The sequence below is a fragment of the Nostoc sp. genome (genome assembly GCF_036917465.1).
Classification (GTDB): Bacteria; Cyanobacteriota; Cyanobacteriia; order Cyanobacteriales; family Nostocaceae; genus Nostoc.
In genome coordinates this window covers 30,911-53,914 of sequence record NZ_JBALDL010000002.1, presented here as the reverse complement: position 1 = coordinate 53,914, position 23,004 = coordinate 30,911, and the positions used below count along the sequence as shown (strand labels likewise).

The 23,004-nt window shown below is 40.8% G+C and carries 20 protein-coding genes and 1 pseudogene; 4 read left to right on the top strand and 17 right to left on the bottom strand.

The window, feature by feature from the left end; all coding sequences use genetic code 11:
* Positions 1–70: 70 nt before the first annotated feature.
* Both V7K38_RS00340 and V7K38_RS00335 read right to left on the bottom strand, forming a co-directional pair.
* Positions 71–514 (bottom strand): type II toxin-antitoxin system PemK/MazF family toxin, encoded by a 444-nt coding sequence (locus tag V7K38_RS00340; protein WP_334854730.1) that lies wholly within the window; start codon positions 512–514, stop codon positions 71–73.
* Positions 508–750, bottom strand: coding sequence for an AbrB/MazE/SpoVT family DNA-binding domain-containing protein (locus V7K38_RS00335; RefSeq protein WP_334854729.1), 243 nt, complete (start codon positions 748–750; stop codon positions 508–510). The genes V7K38_RS00340 and V7K38_RS00335 overlap by 7 nt, the downstream gene beginning before the upstream one ends.
* 226 nt (positions 751–976) lie before the next feature.
* Here V7K38_RS00335 and V7K38_RS00330 point away from each other — a divergent pair, with 226 nt between their 5' ends.
* Entirely contained in the window at positions 977–1,555 is a 579-nt protein-coding gene (locus tag V7K38_RS00330) for an NADPH-dependent FMN reductase (protein WP_334854728.1), read from the top strand.
* 5 nt (positions 1,556–1,560) lie between these two features.
* On the opposite strand, the gene V7K38_RS00325 is transcribed toward V7K38_RS00330, so the two are convergent.
* The 5 genes and pseudogenes from V7K38_RS00325 to V7K38_RS00305 all read right to left on the bottom strand — a co-directional run bounded on the left by V7K38_RS00325 (position 1,561) and on the right by V7K38_RS00305 (position 4,332).
* Complete coding sequence (locus V7K38_RS00325; RefSeq protein WP_334854727.1) at positions 1,561–1,932, bottom strand: TSUP family transporter; 372 nt, start codon at positions 1,930–1,932, stop codon at positions 1,561–1,563.
* 23 nt (positions 1,933–1,955) lie between these two features.
* Positions 1,956–2,921 (bottom strand): acetamidase/formamidase family protein, encoded by a 966-nt coding sequence (locus V7K38_RS00320; protein ID WP_334854726.1) that lies wholly within the window; start codon positions 2,919–2,921, stop codon positions 1,956–1,958.
* Positions 2,918–3,178 carry a hypothetical protein gene (locus tag V7K38_RS00315; protein WP_334854725.1) on the bottom strand — a complete coding sequence of 87 codons (261 nt, stop codon included), beginning with the start codon at positions 3,176–3,178 and terminating at the stop codon, positions 2,918–2,920. The genes V7K38_RS00320 and V7K38_RS00315 overlap by 4 nt, the downstream gene beginning before the upstream one ends.
* A gap of 179 nt (positions 3,179–3,357) precedes the next feature.
* A pseudogene (locus V7K38_RS00310) lies at positions 3,358–3,613 on the bottom strand (UPF0175 family protein).
* Between the two features lie 98 nt (positions 3,614–3,711).
* On the bottom strand, positions 3,712–4,332 hold the full coding sequence (locus tag V7K38_RS00305; protein WP_334854724.1) for a hypothetical protein: 621 nt from the start codon (positions 4,330–4,332) through the stop codon (positions 3,712–3,714).
* Positions 4,333–4,489: 157 nt separating this feature from the next.
* Here V7K38_RS00305 and V7K38_RS00300 point away from each other — a divergent pair, with 157 nt between their 5' ends.
* Complete coding sequence (locus V7K38_RS00300) at positions 4,490–5,716, top strand: DUF4336 domain-containing protein (protein ID WP_334854723.1); 1,227 nt, start codon at positions 4,490–4,492, stop codon at positions 5,714–5,716.
* A gap of 202 nt (positions 5,717–5,918) precedes the next feature.
* Here the strand turns inward: V7K38_RS00300 and V7K38_RS00295 are convergent, their stop codons facing one another.
* Complete coding sequence (locus V7K38_RS00295) at positions 5,919–6,566, bottom strand: GNAT family N-acetyltransferase (RefSeq protein WP_334854722.1); 648 nt, start codon at positions 6,564–6,566, stop codon at positions 5,919–5,921.
* A 243-nt stretch (positions 6,567–6,809) separates the two neighbouring features.
* On the opposite strand from V7K38_RS00295, the gene V7K38_RS00290 reads away from it, so the two are divergent.
* Positions 6,810–6,962, top strand: coding sequence for a lmo0937 family membrane protein (locus V7K38_RS00290; RefSeq protein ID WP_334854721.1), 153 nt, complete (start codon positions 6,810–6,812; stop codon positions 6,960–6,962).
* A 187-nt stretch (positions 6,963–7,149) separates the two neighbouring features.
* Here V7K38_RS00290 and V7K38_RS00285 read toward each other — a convergent pair whose 3' ends face one another.
* The 5 genes from V7K38_RS00285 to V7K38_RS00265 form a co-directional block, all read right to left on the bottom strand.
* Positions 7,150–8,463 (bottom strand): GTPase family protein, encoded by a 1,314-nt coding sequence (locus tag V7K38_RS00285; RefSeq protein WP_334854720.1) that lies wholly within the window; start codon positions 8,461–8,463, stop codon positions 7,150–7,152.
* A gap of 93 nt (positions 8,464–8,556) precedes the next feature.
* Complete coding sequence (locus V7K38_RS00280; RefSeq protein WP_334854719.1) at positions 8,557–8,727, bottom strand: hypothetical protein; 171 nt, start codon at positions 8,725–8,727, stop codon at positions 8,557–8,559.
* A 153-nt stretch (positions 8,728–8,880) separates the two neighbouring features.
* On the bottom strand, positions 8,881–9,108 hold the full coding sequence (locus V7K38_RS00275; RefSeq protein ID WP_334854718.1) for an addiction module protein: 228 nt from the start codon (positions 9,106–9,108) through the stop codon (positions 8,881–8,883).
* A 98-nt stretch (positions 9,109–9,206) separates the two neighbouring features.
* The gene (locus V7K38_RS00270; protein ID WP_334854717.1) at positions 9,207–11,834 is read right to left on the bottom strand and encodes a hybrid sensor histidine kinase/response regulator; all 2,628 of its coding nucleotides are present in this window, start codon (positions 11,832–11,834) and stop codon (positions 9,207–9,209) included.
* 263 nt (positions 11,835–12,097) lie between these two features.
* On the bottom strand, positions 12,098–13,219 hold the full coding sequence (locus V7K38_RS00265) for a metallophosphoesterase family protein (RefSeq protein WP_334854716.1): 1,122 nt from the start codon (positions 13,217–13,219) through the stop codon (positions 12,098–12,100).
* A gap of 322 nt (positions 13,220–13,541) precedes the next feature.
* Between V7K38_RS00265 and V7K38_RS00260 the strand changes: the two genes are divergently transcribed.
* Positions 13,542–14,414, top strand: a complete 873-nt coding sequence (locus tag V7K38_RS00260; RefSeq protein WP_334854715.1) for an S-methyl-5'-thioadenosine phosphorylase — start codon at positions 13,542–13,544, stop codon at positions 14,412–14,414.
* Between the two features lie 373 nt (positions 14,415–14,787).
* On the opposite strand, the gene V7K38_RS00255 is transcribed toward V7K38_RS00260, so the two are convergent.
* From V7K38_RS00255 to dpdE, 4 genes are all read right to left on the bottom strand, one after another.
* Positions 14,788–15,738 (bottom strand): AAA family ATPase, encoded by a 951-nt coding sequence (locus V7K38_RS00255; RefSeq protein ID WP_334854714.1) that lies wholly within the window; start codon positions 15,736–15,738, stop codon positions 14,788–14,790.
* A 28-nt stretch (positions 15,739–15,766) separates the two neighbouring features.
* A complete protein-coding gene (locus V7K38_RS00250; protein ID WP_334854713.1) occupies positions 15,767–16,861 on the bottom strand; it encodes a DUF4350 domain-containing protein in 1,095 nt (364 codons plus the stop codon).
* A gap of 81 nt (positions 16,862–16,942) precedes the next feature.
* Positions 16,943–19,117 (bottom strand): O-linked N-acetylglucosamine transferase, SPINDLY family protein, encoded by a 2,175-nt coding sequence (locus tag V7K38_RS00245; RefSeq protein ID WP_334854712.1) that lies wholly within the window; start codon positions 19,115–19,117, stop codon positions 16,943–16,945.
* A gap of 443 nt (positions 19,118–19,560) precedes the next feature.
* Positions 19,561–22,872 (bottom strand): protein DpdE, encoded by a 3,312-nt coding sequence (dpdE, locus tag V7K38_RS00240; protein ID WP_334854711.1) that lies wholly within the window; start codon positions 22,870–22,872, stop codon positions 19,561–19,563.
* Between the last annotated feature and the right edge of the window lie 132 nt (positions 22,873–23,004).

Genomic DNA, 23,004 nt, shown 5'->3' with positions numbered 1-23,004 from the left:
ATTCGCTGCTTTTTTTGTATTCTTGAAACTTTTCTAAAACGGGGCGATCGTTTTTTATTTAAAATTAGTTTTATAAAATTAATGTTTCGAGCTTTGCCTGTACTTCTTCTATTAAATCCTGTGAAACACTTTCAACAAATTTTGCCTTTCTACTTTTCCAAGAGAATGATTTAATTTGGTCAGCTAACACAAATCCTTTTGTTTGCATTCCTCCAACAAGTGGAACTTCAAAACTAAGTCCTTTTGCCTTGCTGGTTATAGGACACGTTAAAACTAAAGAAGCCCTTCGATTGTATTGAACTGGAGATATAACAAGAGCAGGGCGGTAGCCCCTTTGCTCCCGCCCTTCCTGTTGTAGTTCATTGTTCAATGTCATAGCAATGTCATCAAATGACATTCCTGAGTTGTAAAGGGCAAATGCACGCTGAATCGAATCAACCGTAAACTGCTGTTCTGATCCAAATTCTAATTTGATGATGTCTCCTCTTTTGGGAAAGTATTGATTGACTACCAATGCTCATTCCCCACAGGATTTCCAGTTTCAAATTCTGGGTGAAATTTATCAGGAGTCATACCTTCAAGCAATTCATCAAGCGTATACTTTTTTCTTTTTCGTGGTGTAGCTATAATACTGTTACCTTCCACAGTAAGATCCATACCTGTCCCTTCAGTTACATGTGCTTGTTCAGCTACCGCTCTTGGAATCCGAATAGCTAAACTATTTCCCCATTTAGCAACAACTGTCGTCATAGCTATCTCCAAATATTTTGTTAGTGATCTACACGCCCGAATTTTAGATTTTCGGAGTGAAACACTTTTAAAACCTTGTCTGATGTATATACTTTGAAGATACAGGTTTTATTAGCGGGTGTCAACACCCCCTGTTAAGAGGGAATATATAAAGAAAATCTAAAGGTGGCAAATAGCGATCGCCTGAAAACAGGATAATGCAGCTGAACTATCCAATCTTAGAATTATGGCATCTACAGCTAAAATCCTCGCCTTTGCTGGCAGCACCCGGATTGATTCTTACAACAAAAAATTGGTAAAAATCGCGGCAGCTGGCGCTCAGGCAGCAGGCGCAGAAGTGACTTATCTAGACCTCCGTGATTTGCCCCTACCTCTGTTTGACGAAGATTTGGAAGCTCAAGAAGGACTACCTGCCAACGCCCGCACTTTTAAGGATTTGCTGATTTCTCATCAAGGATTGCTGATTGCTTCGCCAGAATATAACAGTTCACTCACAGCAGTTTTGAAGAACGCCATCGACTGGGCATCCCGTCCAGCCCCAAATGAAGCGCCATTGGCTGCTTTTGCAGGTAAAGTTGCTAGTATTATGAGTGCTTCTCCAGGCGCTCTTGGTGGTTTGCGCGGGTTGGTTCACCTGCGGTCTATTTTGGGAAACATCAAAGTTTTGGTACTACCTGATCAAATCGCATTACCCAAAGCTTACGAAGCCTTCAATCATGATGGCACTTTAAAAGATCCGAAACAGCAAGAATCTATTGAAAAGTTAGGCGATGGCTTAACAAAAATATTGCTGAAGCTTAATTAAATTGTTCAATTTGATAGTAGATAACGAATACCTATCATTAATACAAAGATGCCATATAGCTTTTTCATGAACTCGCTGCTAATAAACGGCTGATTTGCAAACAATGCCCCGAAGAAGTTACCCACGATTAAACCGACTGCAATAATCAGGGCATATTTGATATTAAGATTACCATTGCGATGGTAAACTAAGGCTGCTAAAATGCCGATTGGCAAAATTTGAGCAGCTACAGAAGTTCCTGTGGCTAATTTCTGATCTAAACCAATTACTAACACCATTGCCGGAATCATAATTGCACCGCCACCGATACCAAACATCCCACCAGCAATACCAGAAACTAAACCGATTAACAATAGTTGGATAAAGATATTAGACATAAAAATGGTCGCTAGATTGTAAATTATAAATTAATTTTCTGAGAAAATATTGACTTAGGTAGCATTCCATGAACACCTTTGTTAGGACTGTTCACAACTTGAGTGATGTGAAAATTTACAGCTAAACTACACAATACATAAGCATCTTCTGGCGACAAATTTGCAAAGCGTTCCAGAAAATCAATCATATTTTTTAAAGCCAGTTCTAAGGCTTCATCTAAGGTTTGAGCAAAGCCCATTGTCATGATATGAGTTGGAGTTTCGGCGATTGGTGTTGTTAGTTGTAAATCCTTGCGAAGTTTGAGGGTAATTCTACCATTCATAGAAGTTTCAATGGCGGTGACATTTACCTCGCCATCTCCTTGTGCAGAATGCCCATCACCAATAGAAAATAATGCACCTTTTACAAAAATCGGCAAAAATAAACAAGAACCAGCTTGTAATTCCCGGTTGTCGATATTACCGCCATAAGAACCTGGTGGGACAGAAGTTCGAGAGGTTTCTGGAGTAGCGACACCCAGAATTCCAAAAAACGGTTTGAGGGGAATTTTTATGCCAGCACCCGCCGGAAATTCAGCGATATTGTTTGCTAAATCTAGAGGAATGAATCTCAAAGCAGGTTGAGGAAACTGCTGTGGTAAAGCTCCCCAACCTGTACGAATGGCATTGAAGCCGACAGGTAAACTAGGTGCGATCGCATCTAATTGTACTTCTAAAACATCCCCTGGTTCGGCATCGCGCACATAAATTGGCCCCGTGAGTAAATGCGGCCCCCCAGCAATCTTGCGTTCTGGTAGAAGATTTTGGCAGATATCGAGAAATTCTGGTGTGACAAACTCAGGTGGTGCTTTGTCGTAAACGTAATAACCAGTATAAGTTTCCACATCAACCGTATCGCCAGAATTAATAGTAAGTGCTGGTTTTAGTAGATGCGAGAAACCACCCAGATGAACGGTTTCTTTTGATGCTTTTAAAATATAGTGACTCATCGCTGTTTTGTTTTTAGTTGGGTTAAAGGTAATTGAATTACAGATGCTTCCCCTAAATCCAACGAGTTGAGCAAAAGAGGTGAAATATTGAGTGGAGTTTGCCACTTTTGTAGCCAGGTTGCGGCCTCAAATTCTGCGACTGCAAACCCACTTACACCCCCAGCAAGTAATTCCTGACAAACTTCAAAAGGAACTATAGGACTACTATTTGATTTCTGAACAGATATGTAGGGTGTGTTAGCGACAGCGTAACGCACCAAATCCTTATAAATGGTGCGTTACGGAAGCCGTAACACACCCTACATATACTTAATTTTGTTCAAAAATCAAACCGGATTCCTATAGTACTTGAGTATATAGCTGCAATACGTCTAAATCATCAAGAGCCGCTACTATACTAATTAGAGGAGCAGTATTAATGACGATTATCTCAGTGTTAGGCATTCTCTAGATCGTCAATAAGTTCATCTTCTGTTAAATCAATCATAGCCACTCCATAATGATGCAAATTAAGCAAAAAAGAAACTCGATCTGTATCTACTAGTGCAGCTGCCATACCAGAAGATAGGCGTTTCATTTCAAACAGTTTTACTGCCATTGCCCATTTAGCTTGTTGTTCAAATATGTTCCTGTATCTGTTGTAAGGCATCTGGAAGTGTCTCTGGGTAGTTGATTTTGATTTGCAATGACATAGGCAAAATTATTCTTTTGTAATGTAACTTTTCCCTTACTCTACATTGTTAAGTAGTGAATCACCATATTCTGGAGCGTGAAAGTTTTTCAACTTGCATCAAGCCTCAGATGAAAGTATGCCTACTAGTACTCGTACCAAATCCTCTAAACCTTCAGGAACACGATAAAGTTTAATATCTTCTGTAATTAGCTTTTGTTGTGTATTGAGTGTACCAAATTTCCAGTCATCTCCATTAGTCACTGCGCCAAATAAAATTGATGATTGTTCATCTAGAGACTGAGCCAGAGCTATTAATTCTACCGCTAGTTGTGTAAACCCTCTTCTGATATCTGATTGTTTTGCTTCAATCACTAATAAAGAGTTAGATTTATGTAAATAATAATCTAAAGTACCTTTGAGCTTTTCATCCACATTAATTGGATACTCACTATATAGTTGAGCTTTTGTTTGATCGCAGATTTCAGCCAGGATAGGAGCAATCATAAATTCTCTGATTGATATTTCAGCCGTCGGGTTAAAAAGCTTTATATTGCGCTGCAAGTAATTTTGTAAAAATTCTAAATAGCTAACCTCAGCAAAATATCTTGGTAATTTTAGCTCTGTGCGATCGTAGCTGTACTCAAACTCAGCTACTACATCTATTGTGGGATTAGGTAACAAAAAGTATTGACTAAAAGTGTAACTTTGCTCAGGTTTTAAAATTCTATATTTATTCATGATTTTTTATTGTGAAAGTAACTATACCGGAGATATTACGAATTACAAATTATGAGTTAGGAATTGATATGATTATCTCAACAATTTGCTAAACTCCAACTTCAGGGATAGCAAATAAAAATAATTTCAGTGTTGGGAAGTGAGAGGGGGTTGCAGAGTGGCTGATGATGAATGCATAGTCAATGCACAACAGATACATCCAAAAGATTTTTCATGGAGATTATGGCCTGTTTTGCCACTGTACCCTTATGGTAGGCGGCAGACAATCCGCAAAGAAGTGGTTAAGGACACAATCTGGAATTTTGACCAGATTCAAGGCATTTTCTACGTAGTTGTGCCAATTCGCATGACTGTGGTTAAACTCGAAGCTGGCGGTTTTCTTATCTATGCGCCTGTTGCACCAACTCCAGAGTGCATCCGACTTGTGAATGAGTTGGTGGCGGAACATGGTAATGTTAAGTATATTATCCTGCCGACTATCTCCGGTATAGAACACAAAGTCTTCGTCGGCCCCTTCGCCAGATATTTTCCGACTGCACAGGTATTTGTAGCTCCCCATCAATGGAGTTTTCCGCTAAATCTGCCCCTTAGCTGGCTTGGTTTACCCTCAAAAAGGACTCAGGTACTCCCTGAAGATAGTAGCAAAACACCCTTCGCTGATGAGTTTGATTATGCAATGCTAGGCCCCATCGAGCTTGGCCCTGGTCGATTTGCGGAGGTTGCTTTTTTTCACAAGCGATCGCATACTCTTTTAGTAACAGATTCTGTACTTTCAATCACAGAAGACCCACCTGCGATCGTTCTATTAGATCCATATCCCTTACTATTTCATGCCAAAGATCGGGCTTCTGATATTGTTGCAGACATTGAAGTAAATCGCCGTAAAGGTTGGCAGCGCATCTGTCTATTTACTTTGTATTTTCAACCAAGCGCCCTACATATACCCCAATGGAGTCAGGTATTGCAAGATGCCTTCAAAGCCCCAGAACGCTCAAGGAAAGCTTATTTTGGATTGTACCCTTTTAAATGGCATCCCGATTGGGCGCGATCGTTTGATGCCCTGCGAGGTAATGGGCGGTTGTTTGTCGCCCCAATTTTACAGATGCTGATTCTCAACCGCGCACCCCAAGAAACCATTGAATGGGCTGAGAAAGTTGCAAGCTGGAATTTCCAGTGGATTATTTCCTGTCACTTTGATTCACCAATTAAAGCCGAACCCCATCAGTTTCGCCAAGCTTTCTCTTTTTTGGAAAAACAGCCTGCTGTTAATGGGGGTTTGTTGAGTAGATATCCCTTACCAGAAGAAGATTTTAAACTACTTAAAGAAATCGATGCAGGTTTAAATAAGTTTGGCATTGTGCCAGTAGCAAAGGAGAAGGTGTAGAACCAATACGGTTCGGTTAATGTTTTTTGATGGAAATTCTAGATTGTAGAGACGCGATAATTCATCACAAAGACGGGATAAATCGCCGTCTCCTGCCTTAACCGAATAGTATTGGGTGTAGAACCTAATTAAACATATTTGAGGAAAAGACAAGCCTAAAACCCATACAGAGTAAATGTAGGCAAATTTACGCCATATTCTACTAACTGTTGTTTAGTTCCATTAATGAAACATTTTCGGGGGAATAAAGCCACTTTTCAAAATTGCCTTTACAGCGCGACCACTCTTTATCTGTCATCGCAAACCAATCGGTATCTCTATTTCTTCCGCGAACAAACATGTGTTGTCGAAAACGACCTTCATAAATAAACCCCATCCTTGTGGCGGTAGTTCGACTCGCATGGTTGAGAGAATCACATTTCCACTCAACTCGACGATAAGAATGGTGGTCAAAAAGATGCTGAAGTAGTAAAAACTGTGATTCGGTATTGACTTTACTTTTGTGAACTGCGGGAGTAAACCATACATGACCAATTTCAGCACGACCATTATTTGGTGCGATCGCAAGTAATGCTACAATTCCTACTTGAATGTTTGCTGAGTTTTCAAAGACTGTCCAAGTAAGAGGGTCAGATTTACTAACTAGGTTTGTTTCTATCCAGTCTTTCATCGTCGAAGGGCAATCAAATGGGCCGTAAAATAAATAATTCCATACAGCTTCTTTTTCAGGAGTGCCGTGTGAAGCTACATACAAGGTATCCACATCCCTGTCGGGAGTCAAGGGCTTGAGTGTTACAAATTGACCCTTGAGTTGCAGAAATTCTGGTGATTGCCAAGTTCGGTTTTGCATGATTTTATTGTTTCTCACACACAGATAATCTCATATCTGAGTGCTTGTTTTGAGAAACGGATTCTTGAGACTTAATGTTTGATTCACTTAAACTGTTCTTATCCAAAAGAATCAATACTTTCGTATTATGTCTCTAGATAGATGAATTATATTTATAGACCTATCTCAAGACAAATAGAATAAACGCAAGTGAGATGATAGAGTCTTTTAACAAAGAAAAATAACTTGATCGAGAGTAAATATATGTTTAGCATACTTTGGGGTATTGTTGTTGTACTGGTTGCTTTTTGGGCATTAGGATTGGTATTTCATATTGCAGGAAGTTTAATTCATGTAGTATTACTTTTAGCTATTGGGCTTGCCATTTACAATTTTGCCAAGAGACATGATGTGTAAATGAATAAATCATGAAAATCCAAATCTAGTATTCAGATGCAAAATGAGCTTTCTGCATGGCTTTAAGATGCAATTTGTATATTTCAGCAAGCCCTAATTACGCAAAATTCGCTAAAAAAGCCTTTGTAATAGCTCAATAATATTCACTGGATAATAGTGATTGTGACATTGCGGTAATTTTTAAGGCTTAATGTTTAATTCCCTTAAAACGTTCTTGTGCCGCCTGAAATGCTTCTTGCATTACCAACTGAATTCTTTGGGGGTCGGGTTTTTTACCTCCCATTAAATCACCAAAGTAAACGCAGGCTGCTTCCCCTAGCGCCCAGGTGTAGGCAGCTGCCCAAGACGCTGCGATCGCACTCCCAAAACCTGGTATAAATTTAATTAACTCCCGTGCAATTGCCTGTGCTACAAAACCACCTGCGATCGCACTCACAACACCCCCCGCCTGTGATGGTGTAATTGTCTGTCCATATAATTTACCCAACAGACTCACCATTGATACTTGTAATGCAGTGAGTACAGGCATTGTGGCAAAGGGCAAAGGTACAGCCGCCAGGGTAGCAGACATAATTGCAAATGGCAAAATATAACGGCGTGCAGCATCTCGGTAAAGATTACCAAGTTGCTTGCCAGTTTCTTCTTGGTCTAATAATTGATAAATTGCCTCGGCTTCTGCTTGTGGGAGTACTTCTGCTAAAGAATCTCGCAGTGCTTCTAAGCCATAAAATACCGGATTATAGCCATCTTCTTCTAGGGTAAAGTCAATGAGTACCGAGCGGTCAGTTATCCCTACAAAGGCTTGTTGCATTGCGGCGAAGGCGCGGTTGACTTCTTCATAGTCTGGTGGATAGCTAGGATGATCGATACTATCGAGAGGATAAACCTCATGCAAGCAGGTAACTACTAGCAGACAGGGAATATTTGGATATTTTTGGCGCAACTGTTGAGCAATTTGTCGGAGTGTGTCAGTTGCAAAATCATTGATTTTGACCGTCAGAAGGAGAATTCTGGCGGAACGAGTTTCCTTTTGTAAATCGCCAACTAACTCCTGAATGATTAATTGAGTATTTTTGGTAACATCACCTAGCCCCACCGTATCAGTAAAAACTAGTAAAGGTAGGTCATTGGAAGGATAGGCATAGCGCTGGGTATGTTGCGTGTGGGGACGAAATCCTTGACCAATAATCTCAGCAGAAACTCCTGTCAATCCCCGGACAATTGAACTTTTTCCAGCTTGGGGTTTACCAATTAGCAGTGCTTCTGTGGTTGGTAGTTCGGCTCGAATTTTCTCTAAAATCTCTGCAACCTGAGTTTCGCTCACACTAAACCATTCAACAACCGTTTGTGCCACTTGTTCTACGGGTAGCAGTTGGGTTAGACGTGTTGTTGCTTTGTTCCAGACACCACCAAGACGGTTTGTCCAAGAATTATCGACCGACTTGGTAGTTGTTTCATCAGTCGGTTTACTCAATTGCTGAGAATCATCTTGCTCAGTCATTTTCATGAAAACGGTAGATAGAATTACAAACTACATCCTGTCTATATTTATCGTACTGTCAAACTTGGTTTAGTTTGGGTTAATTTACTCATCCTAAAGTTCAGTTTCTTCACCCAATGGCTTTTCTTGAACACGCTCTTTCCAATATCCTGGTTCGCGGCTACAGTGCATCACCGCCAAAATCAAAATGTAATCTTCCTGAATGGTGTATAAAATTCCATAGGGAAATTTGCGTGTTAAACACCGATTGAATGTTTTCCTCAAAAATAGCCCAGCGATTTGGTGATTGAATGATTCGGAAAATTGTATCCTCAATCGCCTTAATAAATGCTTATGCTAATTCAACTCGACGTTCTGCGTAAAAATTGACTGCTTCGCCGTATTCACTTAATGCTATTGGGTGAAAAACGTACTTCATTAATCGAAAAGTCGTCTCACCCTAGCTAAGGCTTCCTCTCTAGGAATGAGTATAACTGTACCGTTTCGGACTTCATCTCTACGCTTCTTGGCTTCCTCTATCCACAGCTTTTGTTGTGTTTCATCTAGATCAAATTCAAGACTTTCAACCAGTTTTTCTGCCAACAATGCTCTTGATGCACTGGGCAAAGCTAAGGCTTCTTTCATGATTTGCTCAACAGATGACATAATTCCTGAAAGCATAGGACTATCAAGAGTCTAGCAGGAAAGCAGTAGACGTGGCACAATACTGAGATTATGGAAAGTTTCTCGGATGTCTACCTAGATCATTTTGATTCAATCAAATTAACGATCGCTTTCAGCAATACATCTGGATCTACTGGTTTAGAAATATGCATTTGAAATCCGGCTGCGAGTGCTTGCTGCTGATTCATTTCGCCTGCATAGGCTGTGAGAGCGATCGCGGGTACATGTCCTCCTTGTTGGGGCGATCGCGATCGCACTTCCCGCATCAGCATATAACCGTCTGTCTTTGGCATTCCAATATCGCTGATTAAAACGTCTGGTATCAATTCAGACAGTGCTTGTAATGCTTCCTGTGCTGAGGATACGGCGGTTACTTCTACACCGTAATCTTCCAAAATGAAGCATACTAAGTCGCGGATATCTGGTTCATCGTCCACAACTAAAACTTGAATGTCCGAAAGAAGTGAAGATTCCGGCTGACAATCTAAAGACTCATTCTCCTCATGTCTAACCTGTTCACTTCTCACTAAAAGCGGTAACTCAACAGTAAAGGTTGCACCCAATCCTTCTCCAGGACTTTCGGCTTGAACTGTTCCCCCATGCATTTCTACAACATTACGCACGATCGCTAATCCTAAACCTAGTCCACCAAATACCCGGGTAGTTGTGCCATCAGCTTGGCGAAAGTAATCAAACACATAAGGCAAAAAGTCTGGGTTAATTCCCTTACCTGTATCGCTGACTTGAATTTGCATCTGATTACCAACTTCCATGAGTCGAATTTCTACTCGTCCTCCTGTTGGTGTAAATTTTACCGCATTAGAAAGCAGGTTCCACACAACTTGCTGGAGCCGATTTGGATCGCCCATAACTTGCCCTAAATTGGCATCAAATATGGTCTGAATTTGAATGGAATTAGTTTCGGCTGCTAGTCGTACTGTTTCTACTGCTGCTTCAACTACCACTACCAAACTCACTGGACAGATATTTAAGTTTAATTTTCCTTGAAGGATGCGAGACACATCCAACAAATCTTCAATTAGCTGGGTTTGTAATTTGGCGTTGCGTTCAATAGTTTCTAAGGCGCGATGAGTGGTTTGTTCATCAAACTTGCGAGTCCGCAACATTTTCGACCATCCTAAGATCGGGTTAAGTGGAGTTCGCAGTTCATGGGAGAGAACCGCCAGAAATTCATCTTTAATTTTATTAGCGATCTCTGCTTCTTGGCGTGCTGTCCTTTCGCAGTCGAGAAGGCGATCGCATTCTTTTTCGGCCAATTTGCGATTGGTAATATCTAGGACAAAAGCAACACCGTTGTCTTGGGAGTCATTCAGCAAGGCTATCCCCAAAACAATTGGTACTCGTTTTCCATTGCGGTGAATATATTCTTTCTCGTAAATTTTGGAAACTCCAGTGCTTTGCACCTCCAAGAGGGCGCGATCGTCTAAATGCTTGTATTCAATCGGGGTGAGTTCTCGCCAATTAATTTTACCTAAAGTGGCAAATTCTTCATGAGTGTAACCAGCTAATTGAAGAAAGGCATCATTGGCATCAATCACAAAGCCGTCCACATTCCAAAAAGCGACCCCGATTAGGTTAGACTCAAACAAACGCCGAAATCGTGCTTCACTTTCGCGTAACAATTTTTCTGCGCGTTTGTGTTCGGTAATATCACGAGAAACAATAATTACGCCTTCAATACTTTGGTCGAAATTCCGTAATGCGGTAATAATGTATTCATAATAATGCACGCCATCAGTAGTTACATATTTACACTCATCCTTGATTGGCTGTCCAGTTCTCATCACAGCTTGTCGTTGATTATCTACCTGTTCTACAAGGTCTGTAGGTAAATCCAGTTCTTGCAAAGTTTTTCCGATAATATCCTGGGGTTGAAAACCTAATATAATAGCTGCATCATGACTGACATATTCATAGCAACCTTTGCGATTAAAGATGTAAATATGATCGACAGAGGCGGTGAGGATGGCATTTAAAATATTTGCCTGTTCTTGAACTTGGGTTGTTAGTTCACGAGTACTTTCTACTGCCTGCTTGCATACAGTAGTTTCCATACAAACGCCAATCATTCGTACGGCTTTTCCCCGCTCATCATAGATAAATTTTCCCTTGGCAGAAATCCAATGTACACTTTGGTCTGAGCGAACTATCCGAAATTCATCGTTGTAATCGGTTTTTTGTGCCAAGGCATGGCCGATCCTTTGCATTACAGATTGCTTATCTTCGGGATAAACGCACTTCTGAAATGTCTCATAAGGGCCGTCAAAACTATTTGGAACTACACTAAAAAGCAGTTCATAATTTTCAGACCAGATGACTTGATTGGTAATAATGTTCCAATCCCACAAACCCATTTGGGAAACATCTAAAACTAACCTTAGCCGTTCCTCACTCTCTTTTAAAATTACCTCTAATTGTTGCCGCTTAGTAATTTCTTCTTGGAGTTGCTGCAAAGCTACATCTTTTGGAGCATTTAAAGCTGGAGATTTCCCTTGTTCAAGATTGTATTCTATGTCATGCTCGACAACTTGAATATGGGAGTTTTGCGCCGCTATTGCTAGTTCTTCCTCAAGTGCTGCTTGCCTTTGCTGATAAAATATTTCTGATTGCTCTAACTCAGCTATACGCTGTCGCAAAACTGCTAATTCATCAGTAGGTTTAGAGGTAATTTTATCAACATTTGGCATTTTAACACACTATTTATAACTAAATAACACCGACTTCAAAAGTAGGTACTCCCTAGTCTTACCAGTATGGATTTTTAAGCTAAAAAATGCAATCTCTCAAAAGGCACACAGGAGTATTAGCCAGAATACATCTTCTGGTATTTGAGAGTGATTTCTAGCCCTGCCAAGGTGATATTTATATCAGAGAATTATGACAGGAGCGATCGCTATTTAAAAAGAAACAGTTAAGAATAAACTACCAAACTTTCAGACACTCATCACTCCTAACGCAGCAAAAGTGTGCTGTTGTTATCAATTAGCGTCATTCCACTAGTAGCCATACCTGGGTTAGGCTGTGCCGATGCATTATAAGTCTCAATGTAGCGACGCACTTCTAATGGAAACTGAGGATAGTCTAATACTGCGTCTCCATCGGCAATAGTTGCCCAGAAGTCTCGCAAACTTGGAGCTAATTTTCTGGCCTGTGATAGTGGTAAGTTTAATGGAGAGTGAGTTAATAACTTGATTAAGAAGGGAAAAGAGCGATCGCCCATCCATTGCCGTGATGACTCTTGCAAGTCAGGAAAATCAGGTACTGACTCTACCCGATGGGATACAATTTGCAACGATTCTTTACCTTGGTTATCCCGATGAAACTCTAGCACTCGATAAGGGTGAGGATAGCTAACTAAGGAGCCAGTGGTAATATCATATACTCCATCTGAGTAAGCAATATCCTGAACGTGCAAATGCCCTGTAAATACTAGCTTGACTCCGTAACGTCTTAGCAATTGCAATAATTCTGCTGAATTCGCCAACATATAGCGATTTGCCAGTGGGTGGTTCGATTGATTGGGCAAATGCTCCACCACATTATGATGCACCATCACCAAAATTAATTCATCAACAGATGCCGCCAATACTTCTTCTAACCACCGTAGCTGTTTGGCATCCAAACACCCCACTTGCTCACCCTGGTCATTAAAGGAGTTAGAATTTAGTCCAATTAGCTTAACTCCAGGCTGCAACTGACGAACGTAGTACATCTGCTGCGGATTTTCATAGCCAAACTTGGTGTAATAGTAGGGAAAATCTGCAAAAGCGATTGATTGGCTATCGGCCAACAGCACAGGAACGTCATGATTACCAGGAACAACATAGACGGGAAAAGGTAGCTGGGCTAAACATTGTTGTAACCAGGCGTGGTTTTCTGGTTCGCCGTGCTGAGTTAAATCTCCTGGTAATAATAAGAAATCTAAATCGAGTTGTGTTAAATGTTCGAGTACACTTTCAAACGCCGAAATACTGACTTCTACCAGATGAAACCGACTAGGATGATCCCAGATTGTGTGGGGAAGTGCCAGGTGTAAGTCACTGACTACCGCAAAACGAAAATTGAGAGCCATTGATTTATGAGAATGTTAAAAACAGTGTTTAAAATAAGCCTTTTCCCAAAAGTATAACCCTAACTTTCTTTCCTTGCTCAGGAGTGCATTTACTTAACATTTGTATACATTAAGTATTGATTAAACATTATGATGACGATTAACTTAAGGGCAATCGTAGCCATTAATCACCAAAAATTATCGGACATAGAAAAGACCAAATATGGATGATTTAAAAAACTACATCTGTCGTAGGGGCAATTCATGAATTGCCCCTACTTCTCTGCTACTCCACTTTTCGGTAAAATAACTTAGCAGATCAGCAAAGAACAGGTTCAGAATCATGGCTCAAGCTAGTATTGGGATTATTGGTGGCAGTGGTTTGTATAAAATGGACGCACTCAAAGACGTAGAAGAGGTGCATATCCAAACCCCTTTTGGCTCACCATCTGATGCTTTGATTCTGGGGACATTAGATAGTACACGAGTAGCTTTTTTGGCGCGTCATGGCCGCAATCACACGCTTTTACCCTCAGAATTACCCTTTCGCGCTAATATCTATGCGATGAAGCAATTGGGAGTGCAGTATTTAATTTCAGCTAGTGCTGTGGGTTCCTTGAAAGAAGAGGCGAAACCATTGGATATGGTAGTGCCAGATCAGTTTATTGACAGAACTAAAAATCGGATTTCCACGTTTTTCGGTGAGGGAATTGTGGCTCACATTGCCTTTGCCGATCCGATTTGTAAGAATTTGGCTGTTGTGTTGGCAGATGCGATCGCATCTCTCAATTTACCAGAAGTTACCCTCCATCGCGGCGGTACTTATGTGTGCATGGAAGGGCCAGCTTTTTCTACCAAGGCGGAATCGAATCTTTACCGTAGTTGGGGTGCAACCATCATTGGGATGACGAATTTACCAGAGGCAAAGCTGGCTAGGGAAGCCGAAATTGCTTATGCAACCTTAGCGCTGGTGACAGATTATGATTGTTGGCATCCAGATCACGATAGTGTGACGGTGGAATTGGTAATTGGTAATTTGCTGCGGAATGCTGCCAATGCTCAAAAAGTGATTCAAGAAACTGTGCGGCGATTGAGTGAAAATCCACCTGCGAGTGAGGCGCATTCAGCATTGCAATATGCGATTTTGACTCAGTTAGATAAAGCACCAGTTGCAACCAAGGAAAAGTTAGGGTTATTGTTGCAGAAATATTTGTAGTAAGCAAGTGGGTCAAATTAAATATAAAACCTCACCCTGCCTCCGGCTTCCCTCTCCTTACTAAGGCTACGGTGTACACACAAGTCTTTGAGAGTGGACTCATAGGCTTTTGATCCCCCCAACCCCCCGATAAATTGGGGGGCAAAAGTCTCTTAAAGTCCCCCAATTTATCGGTGGATTTAGGGGGATCTCCAACGATTTTGGATTTGTACAAAGATGTGTGTACCACCGTAGCCTTAGTAAGGAGAGGGATTGAGGGTTGAGGTTTGATCTTATATTTAATTACGCCTACCTACTTATTGGTTAGCGATCGCTTTATCTTAAGTTTAGGCGATACCTACGGTAAGCTCCGCTAACACAGCAACAAATTTTTTCATCTTGGAACTGGCACTTGATTAATCACCGATGCAATTACCGCATCCATTTGTAAACCATCCAGCATTGCTTCTGGTTTTAAAATCAGGCGATGACGTAGCAATGGCAATGCAACCGCTTTCACATCATCTGGTGTGACAAAATCCCTTCCAGTTAACCACGCTAAAGCTTGAGATGTCTGCAACCAAGCACCGGCGGCGCGAGGCGATGCACCCAAAGTTAAATCAGGATATTGACGCGATATTCTCACCAACGCCAACAAATAATCAACGATCGCTTCTGATACTTTAACTTCTTTCACTGCTTGTCGTGCTTGTAAAATATCGGCTACTGTTGCGATTGGTTTCAAACGGCTAATATCCAAACGCCTTGCGGCAAAACCCGCCTGACGATTGAGTAACATTTGCTTTTCAGCAGCTTGATCTGGATAATCTACCACCAGTTTAAATAAAAATCTGTCTAACTGTGCCTCTGGTAAGGGATAAGTCCCCTCAAATTCTAGGGGGTTTTGGGTTGCAATCACCCAAAATAAATCAGGTAAGGGTAAACTTTCGCCATCTAGCGTTACCTGCATCTCTTCCATCGCTTCTAGTAGCGCCGCTTGTGTCTTGGGAGGAGTACGGTTGATTTCGTCTGCTAGCAGCACTTCGGTAAATATTGGCCCTTTTTTTAAAGTAAAATTGCGGCTATTTAAATCAAAAATATTTGTCCCAGTAATATCTGAAGGTAAGACATCTGGTGTTAATTGAATTCGGCGAAAATCCCCTTGAACTAACTGTGCTAACACTTTTACGAGGAGAGTTTTACCAGTTCCCGGTACTCCTTCTAAAATTACGTGTCCACCAGCTAGCAGTGCTACTAAAAGTTGTTGGATGAGGCTAGATTGTCCGACAACTACTTGATTAAGACCTTGACCAAGCCGAATTATAATAGGATGAGTTTCGCTCATATTTTTTATTGATAAATAACAAAATTAATTACGAATTACGAATTCCCCGCAAGCTTCGCCATTTTCCCAACCAGCTTAACAGTTCTCGTTCACTGATGGGTTTTTTCCGAGATTGTAGCTTTAAAACTGCATCTAGTTCTGCTGCACTTTTGCCTGTTTTTTCTACCCAAAAACCGATCAAGGCTTGAGGTTCTAAAAGTACTTGTCCTAATCCCAAAGCTTTTTGGAGTTGTAGTTGTTCTTCTTTACCTACCATCTCTACAACAAAGTCGGTGGTATCAGCTTTCTGCAAAACTCCTGCTAAGGCTTGGATGTATGCTTCGCTGTTATCTGCAACTGGTGTAACTAAAGCCACTGGTTTCCCAAAGCGACGATTCTGCGCCCAAGTTAGCACCAATAGCAGGATACCTACCTGTATTAATATCGGAAATAAAGGAGTTTTAGCAAAAAAGCTAGATAAATTACCTTCACTTTCTTTCTTCCTGACATCAGCATCTTTATAACCGTGGATGTATTCATCGACAATTACTGTGTTACTTTTTTCACTTACTAAAATATCTAGATACTTGAAATTACTTAAATAATCTTGATAGGCGTTAGCGGCTAAATAAGGAGTGGTAGAAAAAATTACCTTTCCCTGGTTATAATTTTTTTCCCAGACAACAGCACCAAAGCGATCGCCTAAATCAACTTCCTTGGAGTTAGCTTTCTGATATCGTCTACGTGTATCAATTTTGATATCACCTTGAGGAGATTTTTGCATAGTGCTAAACTCCGCTTCTGTAACCCGCGCCCCCGCACCCAAAATTACCAAAGTATTCCCTTTTTCTACCCATTCCTGCTCTTGACTATCCAGTGTTGTCTCTCTGGGATAACCACTGATCTGTACAAAGGTAACTGGGCTTTTCTCTGACTGAAGATCGCTAAAAGGCTTTTGCCAGCGCTTGATAGAAATTCCTTGCTGTTGCATAAAAGCATACCAAGCGCCATAGCCATCGGAGGCACGATTATAGGTAGAGCCAGTGTTAATTTTTGTATGATTCGGAGCCGCGAACAAACTCAGTAAAACGATCGCAGCGAGTGCGATCGCTCCTATCCAAGCAAGCCGATTTGAACGTTTCATTTTCGATCGCTTCGTTTCAGGATCACAAGTGTTAATACTTACTTATTTTGCAGGTAAAGTCAAAAATATAATCAAGTGGCTTCATTTTCTCAAAGCGATCGCCTGCTTGATGAATGCTTCTAAGTTTTGGGTAGCAGTAGGATTGTCAAACAGAATGTTGATTGACAGTTTTAGAGCTTCACGAATAGAGGATCGCCAATCAATATCTACCGCTAATCGCACTGCAATCTTGATATATTGCGAGGCATCATCGGCAATTGTCTCAGTTACACCCATAGCTTGCAAGAAACCATAAGAGTGTCGCCCTCGCATAAACTCACCAGGACAAGTAATAATGGGTAAATGACAAGCGATCGCATCCAGTGTTGTATTCCCACCCGCCCAGTCGAAGGTATCTAAATAAATGTCTGCTAAAGAAAGCAAGTCAAAGTAATCTTCACGGGGTAAAACAGGCGAGAATACACAATAGTGAAGACTATCTAAACCTACACCCGCAAATACCCGTTTCAGACGTTCTTGAGAAATCCCACACCGAAGGAACATAAACTGAGCATTGGGAACTTGACGGGCAATTTCGGCGTAAATATAATCGTGCTGCGGTAAATATTTATAGCCAGCTTGACTAGATATGTAGACAACAGCATCTTCTCGTAATCCAAAAAATAATCGGTTGCGGCGAATTGAGTCAACTTTGATCGCAGGATAGGAAATCCCCACACCAGGCAAACGGACAAGCTTTTCAGTGTAATGATCTTGCCCATTCACAGGTTCCATCAATTCGCTAGATAAGAAATAGTCAATGCTGGGCAATCCAGAAGTTACAGGTTGTCCCCAAGCCATACATTGAATCGGTGCTAAACGAAGTCCAGCAATACATAGTGTGGTGGCATCCATTCCTAATTCTGGAAAAATTAACACATTAAGGTTGTCATCAATAACTTGTTGACAAACCTGTTCTAAATTATTCGGTAAATGATAAAACTTGGTACTACAAGACTGAAATAATTGAGTAACAGGATCAATTTGATGCCCTATGTGATATGAATAAATTTCAAAATTTTGATTATCTGCATATTTTAGCCAGTTTAAGAATAAAACTGTTCCACTCCAGCCACACAGAAAATAAGAAAGATAGCCAATCTTAATTCGCTGATTGTTGCTAATAGAAGAAATTGGACGTGACTGAATCCATTGCGGATAATTCACCGCCATAATTTGGTGAACTAGCTGCCCATATTGTTGCTGTATTAATACATCATTCTTTGCCTGATATGCAAGAAAAAAGTTTGTATGATTTCTGATTCCTGTTAAAGCTTTTTTCTGCTGCTCAAGGCTATTAATTCTTATTTCTTGAATGAGTTTTTCTAGCCCATGCTGAAACCATGCTCGGTAAGTATCAATTTCATCAGGAGTATGATAAATTTCTGGCAGCATCAGATGGCTTAACATCTTAAATATATAGTTTTCAGGAAACTTATCTGTAACCTGTTGAGCGAAGTTACGAGCTTCCAGATATTTGTGGCTTTGCTTTAGGCGAATAATCAGCCAAAAATAGAGTTCTTCTGCTTGGGGGCAATGGCTAATACCATTGTGCAATGTTTCGATAGCCGCTTGCATCTGACCAGTTTTATAGAAAATATTACTTAGCTTCAGATAATAGTCAATCTGGTACGGACAACTAGATAAATACTTGCTGTAATATAGAATAGCGTTTTCAGGCAATTCACTATCTGCGAAATAGTCGCCCCATCTTTGCCAAGATTCTAACCGGGCAGTTTCATAAACAGTTTGCTGACAAATTTCTGACAACTCACATATCGGAATTTGTGCAATTTGTAGCTGCTGGATAATATAGCCATCTTCGTTGTTAATTGGAATGCGAAAATTAATTAATGATTTAATCATAGACCATTCTTGTGTGGTTAACTGACCCGTAAGCCCTACATTCAGGTCTTCACAGATAATATTTTCTAAGCTAAGTTTCAGAACAGTCTCAAAAAGCAATGAGTTAGCATTATCTTGTAGCTCATCCGATAAATATTGAGTGTCAATTAGTAGTGTTATATCTTGTCTAGCTGGATGTGTAAAAAGAGTTCTGAGAACAGTTATCAAATCTTCTGCGTTAGCGTTCGCGCAGCGTTCCGCAGGAAAGCTCGCCGTTGGCGCAGCCTCTCGTAGAGAAGGCATCGCTGTTTCTAAATTAGACCAGTTAGGAAAAATAATGAAATTAATATCTCTTAATTCATTAATTAACATAATGTTGCAATTACTAATGGCAAGTTGCCTTGCGTATAGGCACTACTATATATGTTTTTACAGCAATGTCATCAGTAACTACGAACACAAAGATCCCCGACTTCTTCAAGAAGTCGGGGATCTAAGCCTCTGGCATTTTCCCAATCAAATAGGATTGCCAAGGCTATTTAATCGGAAATCATATCACTCAAATTGCACAAGCGATCGCCCCTATCCAAGCAAGGCAATTTGAACCCTTCATTTTCTGTTCAAGATCCAAGTATACGCGATCGCGCTTCCATTCTTGGTGAAAAAATCCGCTCAGAAAATGGTGTTGCAACAGCAGTGCAAATATATTGAAGAAACGATTCTCTGATGATATTTGCAAGTCTTAAAAAACCCCACCTATTTAATAGGTAGGGTTAGTATACTTACTAAGGCTATTTAGCTACACATAAATGATATCACTCAAATTGCACAAGCGATCGCCCCGATACAACAATAAAGCCGACAGAATCAAGCCTAATCTGGGGTTGGCGAATCCCCTCTAGAATGGCTGCATTTAAAGCAGTTTCTATCTGTAATTCTTCAGCTAATGCATTATCCCAGCTTTGTTGGTTCAAACGCAGGCGTAATTGTTCGACTCGATTGGCTAATTTCTTCTCGGCGACTCTAGCACAACATTGGCACAAGTCAATAAAATCTGGACGATTTGAGAGTAATTCCGAAGAAGTATTCCGCACTTGATAGCAGAAATTTTGCCATTTGCTAGGATCAACAAATTCGTCAATAATTCCTAAGCGCTCTTTTGCCAGATTGTAATCTCGTCCTTGACTATTGTTTTTATCTTTATATGGACGTTGCAGAATACTTAAAAGAGCTTTGTCTTCAACAACCTTTATTGGCTCTTTGCGACCATCAACATAGATAGTTTCAATAATTGGCGCAAATAGAGCATCAACACGTCGCTGCAAGTGTTTGAATTGAGAACTATCTAGTTTATTATCTAGTAAAACTTGTTTGGCAATTCTTAAATTTGCCTCGACTACATAATTGCACTGAAAACCGAACCACTCTTTCCCTTCTTTAGCATCCCAAGATGCATCAGTGCGCCACATTGCAAAGGCTTCACCTCGGTCATCCCAGTTAATGTAGTTCCAGAGTGCTTCGACAAATCCTTCCCCAACTCGAAAGAGTTTAATACCAGGATTCTGGTTTGCCACTCTGCGATTATAAGTACCAAATTGGTCTAGGTTACTATCAGCAAAACGGTTTTTTAAATCGTTTATGGGAACCAATGTCCGCGTTGAAGGTTGATAACGTCGCATCTCTGAGGAGTCGGGGTTATTGAGTCCTCGGAATCCTAGCGCCTCACAAATCCAGCCTTCAATTGCCCGTTTCATTTCTAGATGACAAGCATCGTAATTATCTAGCTCTTGAAAATACTCCGTAGCAATTTCGTCGTTAGCGTCGATTTCATCTAGAGCATTTTGTTCGCTAATTTTTGCGATTTCGGTTTCAATTTGCTCTTGAATAGGCGAAATCATCTCTAACAATCCAGCAGCACCAGATTTAAACAAAGCTATTTCTAATTCTGCAAGTTTATCATCCACATAAAATTGTAAACTCGCAATTGATTGTTGGAAAATACCAAACCCATCTTTCAATACTTGATACCAAGCATTGTGTGGGCTATCTGACAAATAAGGGCCAATCAATACACAAGATTGGACTCCAATTTTGCTACCAATGCGGTCAAGTCTACCAAGTCTTTGTTCTAATTGATTCGGCGACCAAGGAAGGTCAAAATGAATTAACCAATCGGCAAATTGGAGGTTAAGCCCTTCTTCTCCAGAGCGATCGCATACTAGAATAAAGCAGTTGGGGTTATTCTTGAACTTATTTAAGCCTTCTTCAACTTTGTCTGGTGATTCTCCAAATTGGTGTTTCGCTACAGCCTCTGCACCAAAGATATTAGACAAATATCGGACAACTTCGCCACAAGTCTGCACAAAACTCGTAAAGACAATAAATTTGGGCAAAATATCGCCAGAAATTGGTCTGCGAATTCTCTGCTGTATCCTCGTGAGGAATTCGTTTTGATTCTTCCGAATGTTGGCGGGAATTTTGTAGTATGTACCTAGCTGATTTAACAGCACTGTTTTTAAATTCTCCGTCCGTTCTCCATCCTCTTGGGGTTGACGAATAATTTTGAGGAAGGATTGCAGAATCTCTTCTTCCCCTGACAATTTAGGGGTTGTAGTTAATAGGCGAATATCATCTTCTTTAAACTCCTGGATGAGTTTAGCATCAGGCTTACCAGTTAACCGAGCGCTAATTACCTGCTCTAAAATCCCTAACCAAGTCCCAGCAGCTAAGAATAACAGCAGAAAAATTCGCTGATATGGCTTTTCATCAGGAGCAACACTACGCCATTGATTGAGTAGTTCGTGGATATCAAGCGATCGCTCGTCTAAATCATACTCTTCTTTCGGCGTAAAGTTGCGGTCAAAGATCACATCTTCCACTGCCGCGCGACGGTTGCGAAGCATTCGGCGGTGTAGGCGATAGATATCACTGACGTGGGTGCGAATCGCTTGAACGATTTGATCTTGCTCGGTAGAATTGGCTTTTAAACAATTTTCTAAATCATCCGCTAGCTTCAGTAAATACTCATCCTCACCTAAGAGGGTTCGTAGTTGCTGCAAGTTGCTTTTGAGAACAGCAGGTTTAGCACCTTCTTTAAAAGAAAGCAGAAGTCTACCGATTTCCTGACGGCTTTCAACTTTGGCGCGGAAACCTGCTAAATCACCAATTTTATAGGTTGTTGGGTCGAGCAAGTGCAACATGGCGAGAAAATCTTGCTCGTGATTGAGAACAGGAGTGGCAGATAATAAAAGTAAGCGATCGCTCTTATGAGCAAGTTCTTTACAAGTCTGAAAACGCTGGCGCACTGTCGCATCCTTGGAGGTTGCCATCGCTGCGATATGATGAGCTTCATCTAAAATTAAGCAGCCTATCCTCGCTTTCAGGTTGATTTTATGGATATCTTCAACCGCCAGCACCGCTACCCGTTTGCCAAAATGGGAGATATAAAACTTGTTTTCTAACTCAGTCCGCCATTGTTTGAGCAAATATTGCGGAACTAATACCACCGCCCCTTTTTTCGGCTCATCCAAGAGGAATTGACGGAGAATCGCACCCGCTTCGATGGTTTTTCCGAGTCCCACCTCGTCTGCTAACAAGTAGCGTTGAATTGGGTCTTCTAGTACCCGCCTAACTACTTCAACTTGGTGGGGATAAAGATTAATATTTGCTGAAATCAGTCCTGTCATCCCGCGACTGACAGCGCGTTGCTTAATCAAGGATTTGACGAAAGCCAATCTTTTGTCGTGGAAGTAAGGCGTTTCGTGACCCTTCATCGCTATAGTTTCGATGGGGTCTGTGTTTGGGAGATTACAACGAACGTAAATGTCTTCTTCAGTAGCGATCGCAGTTTTCTTATCTGGTAAATCAATTTGATACATTTCTGTATCTTCATCCCAGATGAAAACTCTGCCAACTATCCATTTATCCTGAGTCTGAGACTTAATATAGCATCGAGCTTGGGGTTCAAGCCTGACCTCAGAGAGCGAACTTAAAGGTAAAGTTTTTTGAAGACGTTGCCCTATTGAGCAGAAATACTCAACATTTGCATTGGCATCAGATATTTCCGTAACTTTTCCGATACCCAAAGAGTTATTCTGGGACTGTACTAATAAACCGAGCTTAATCATAGATCCAGTCCCCTGAACACACTAAAAGAACCTTCCAGACTAGTTTGTTCACCTATATCTGGCAGTTTTGTCGATCAACATTATAGATAATAAACTGACATTACAGTTTTTTGTCATAGCAATAGACCTCTT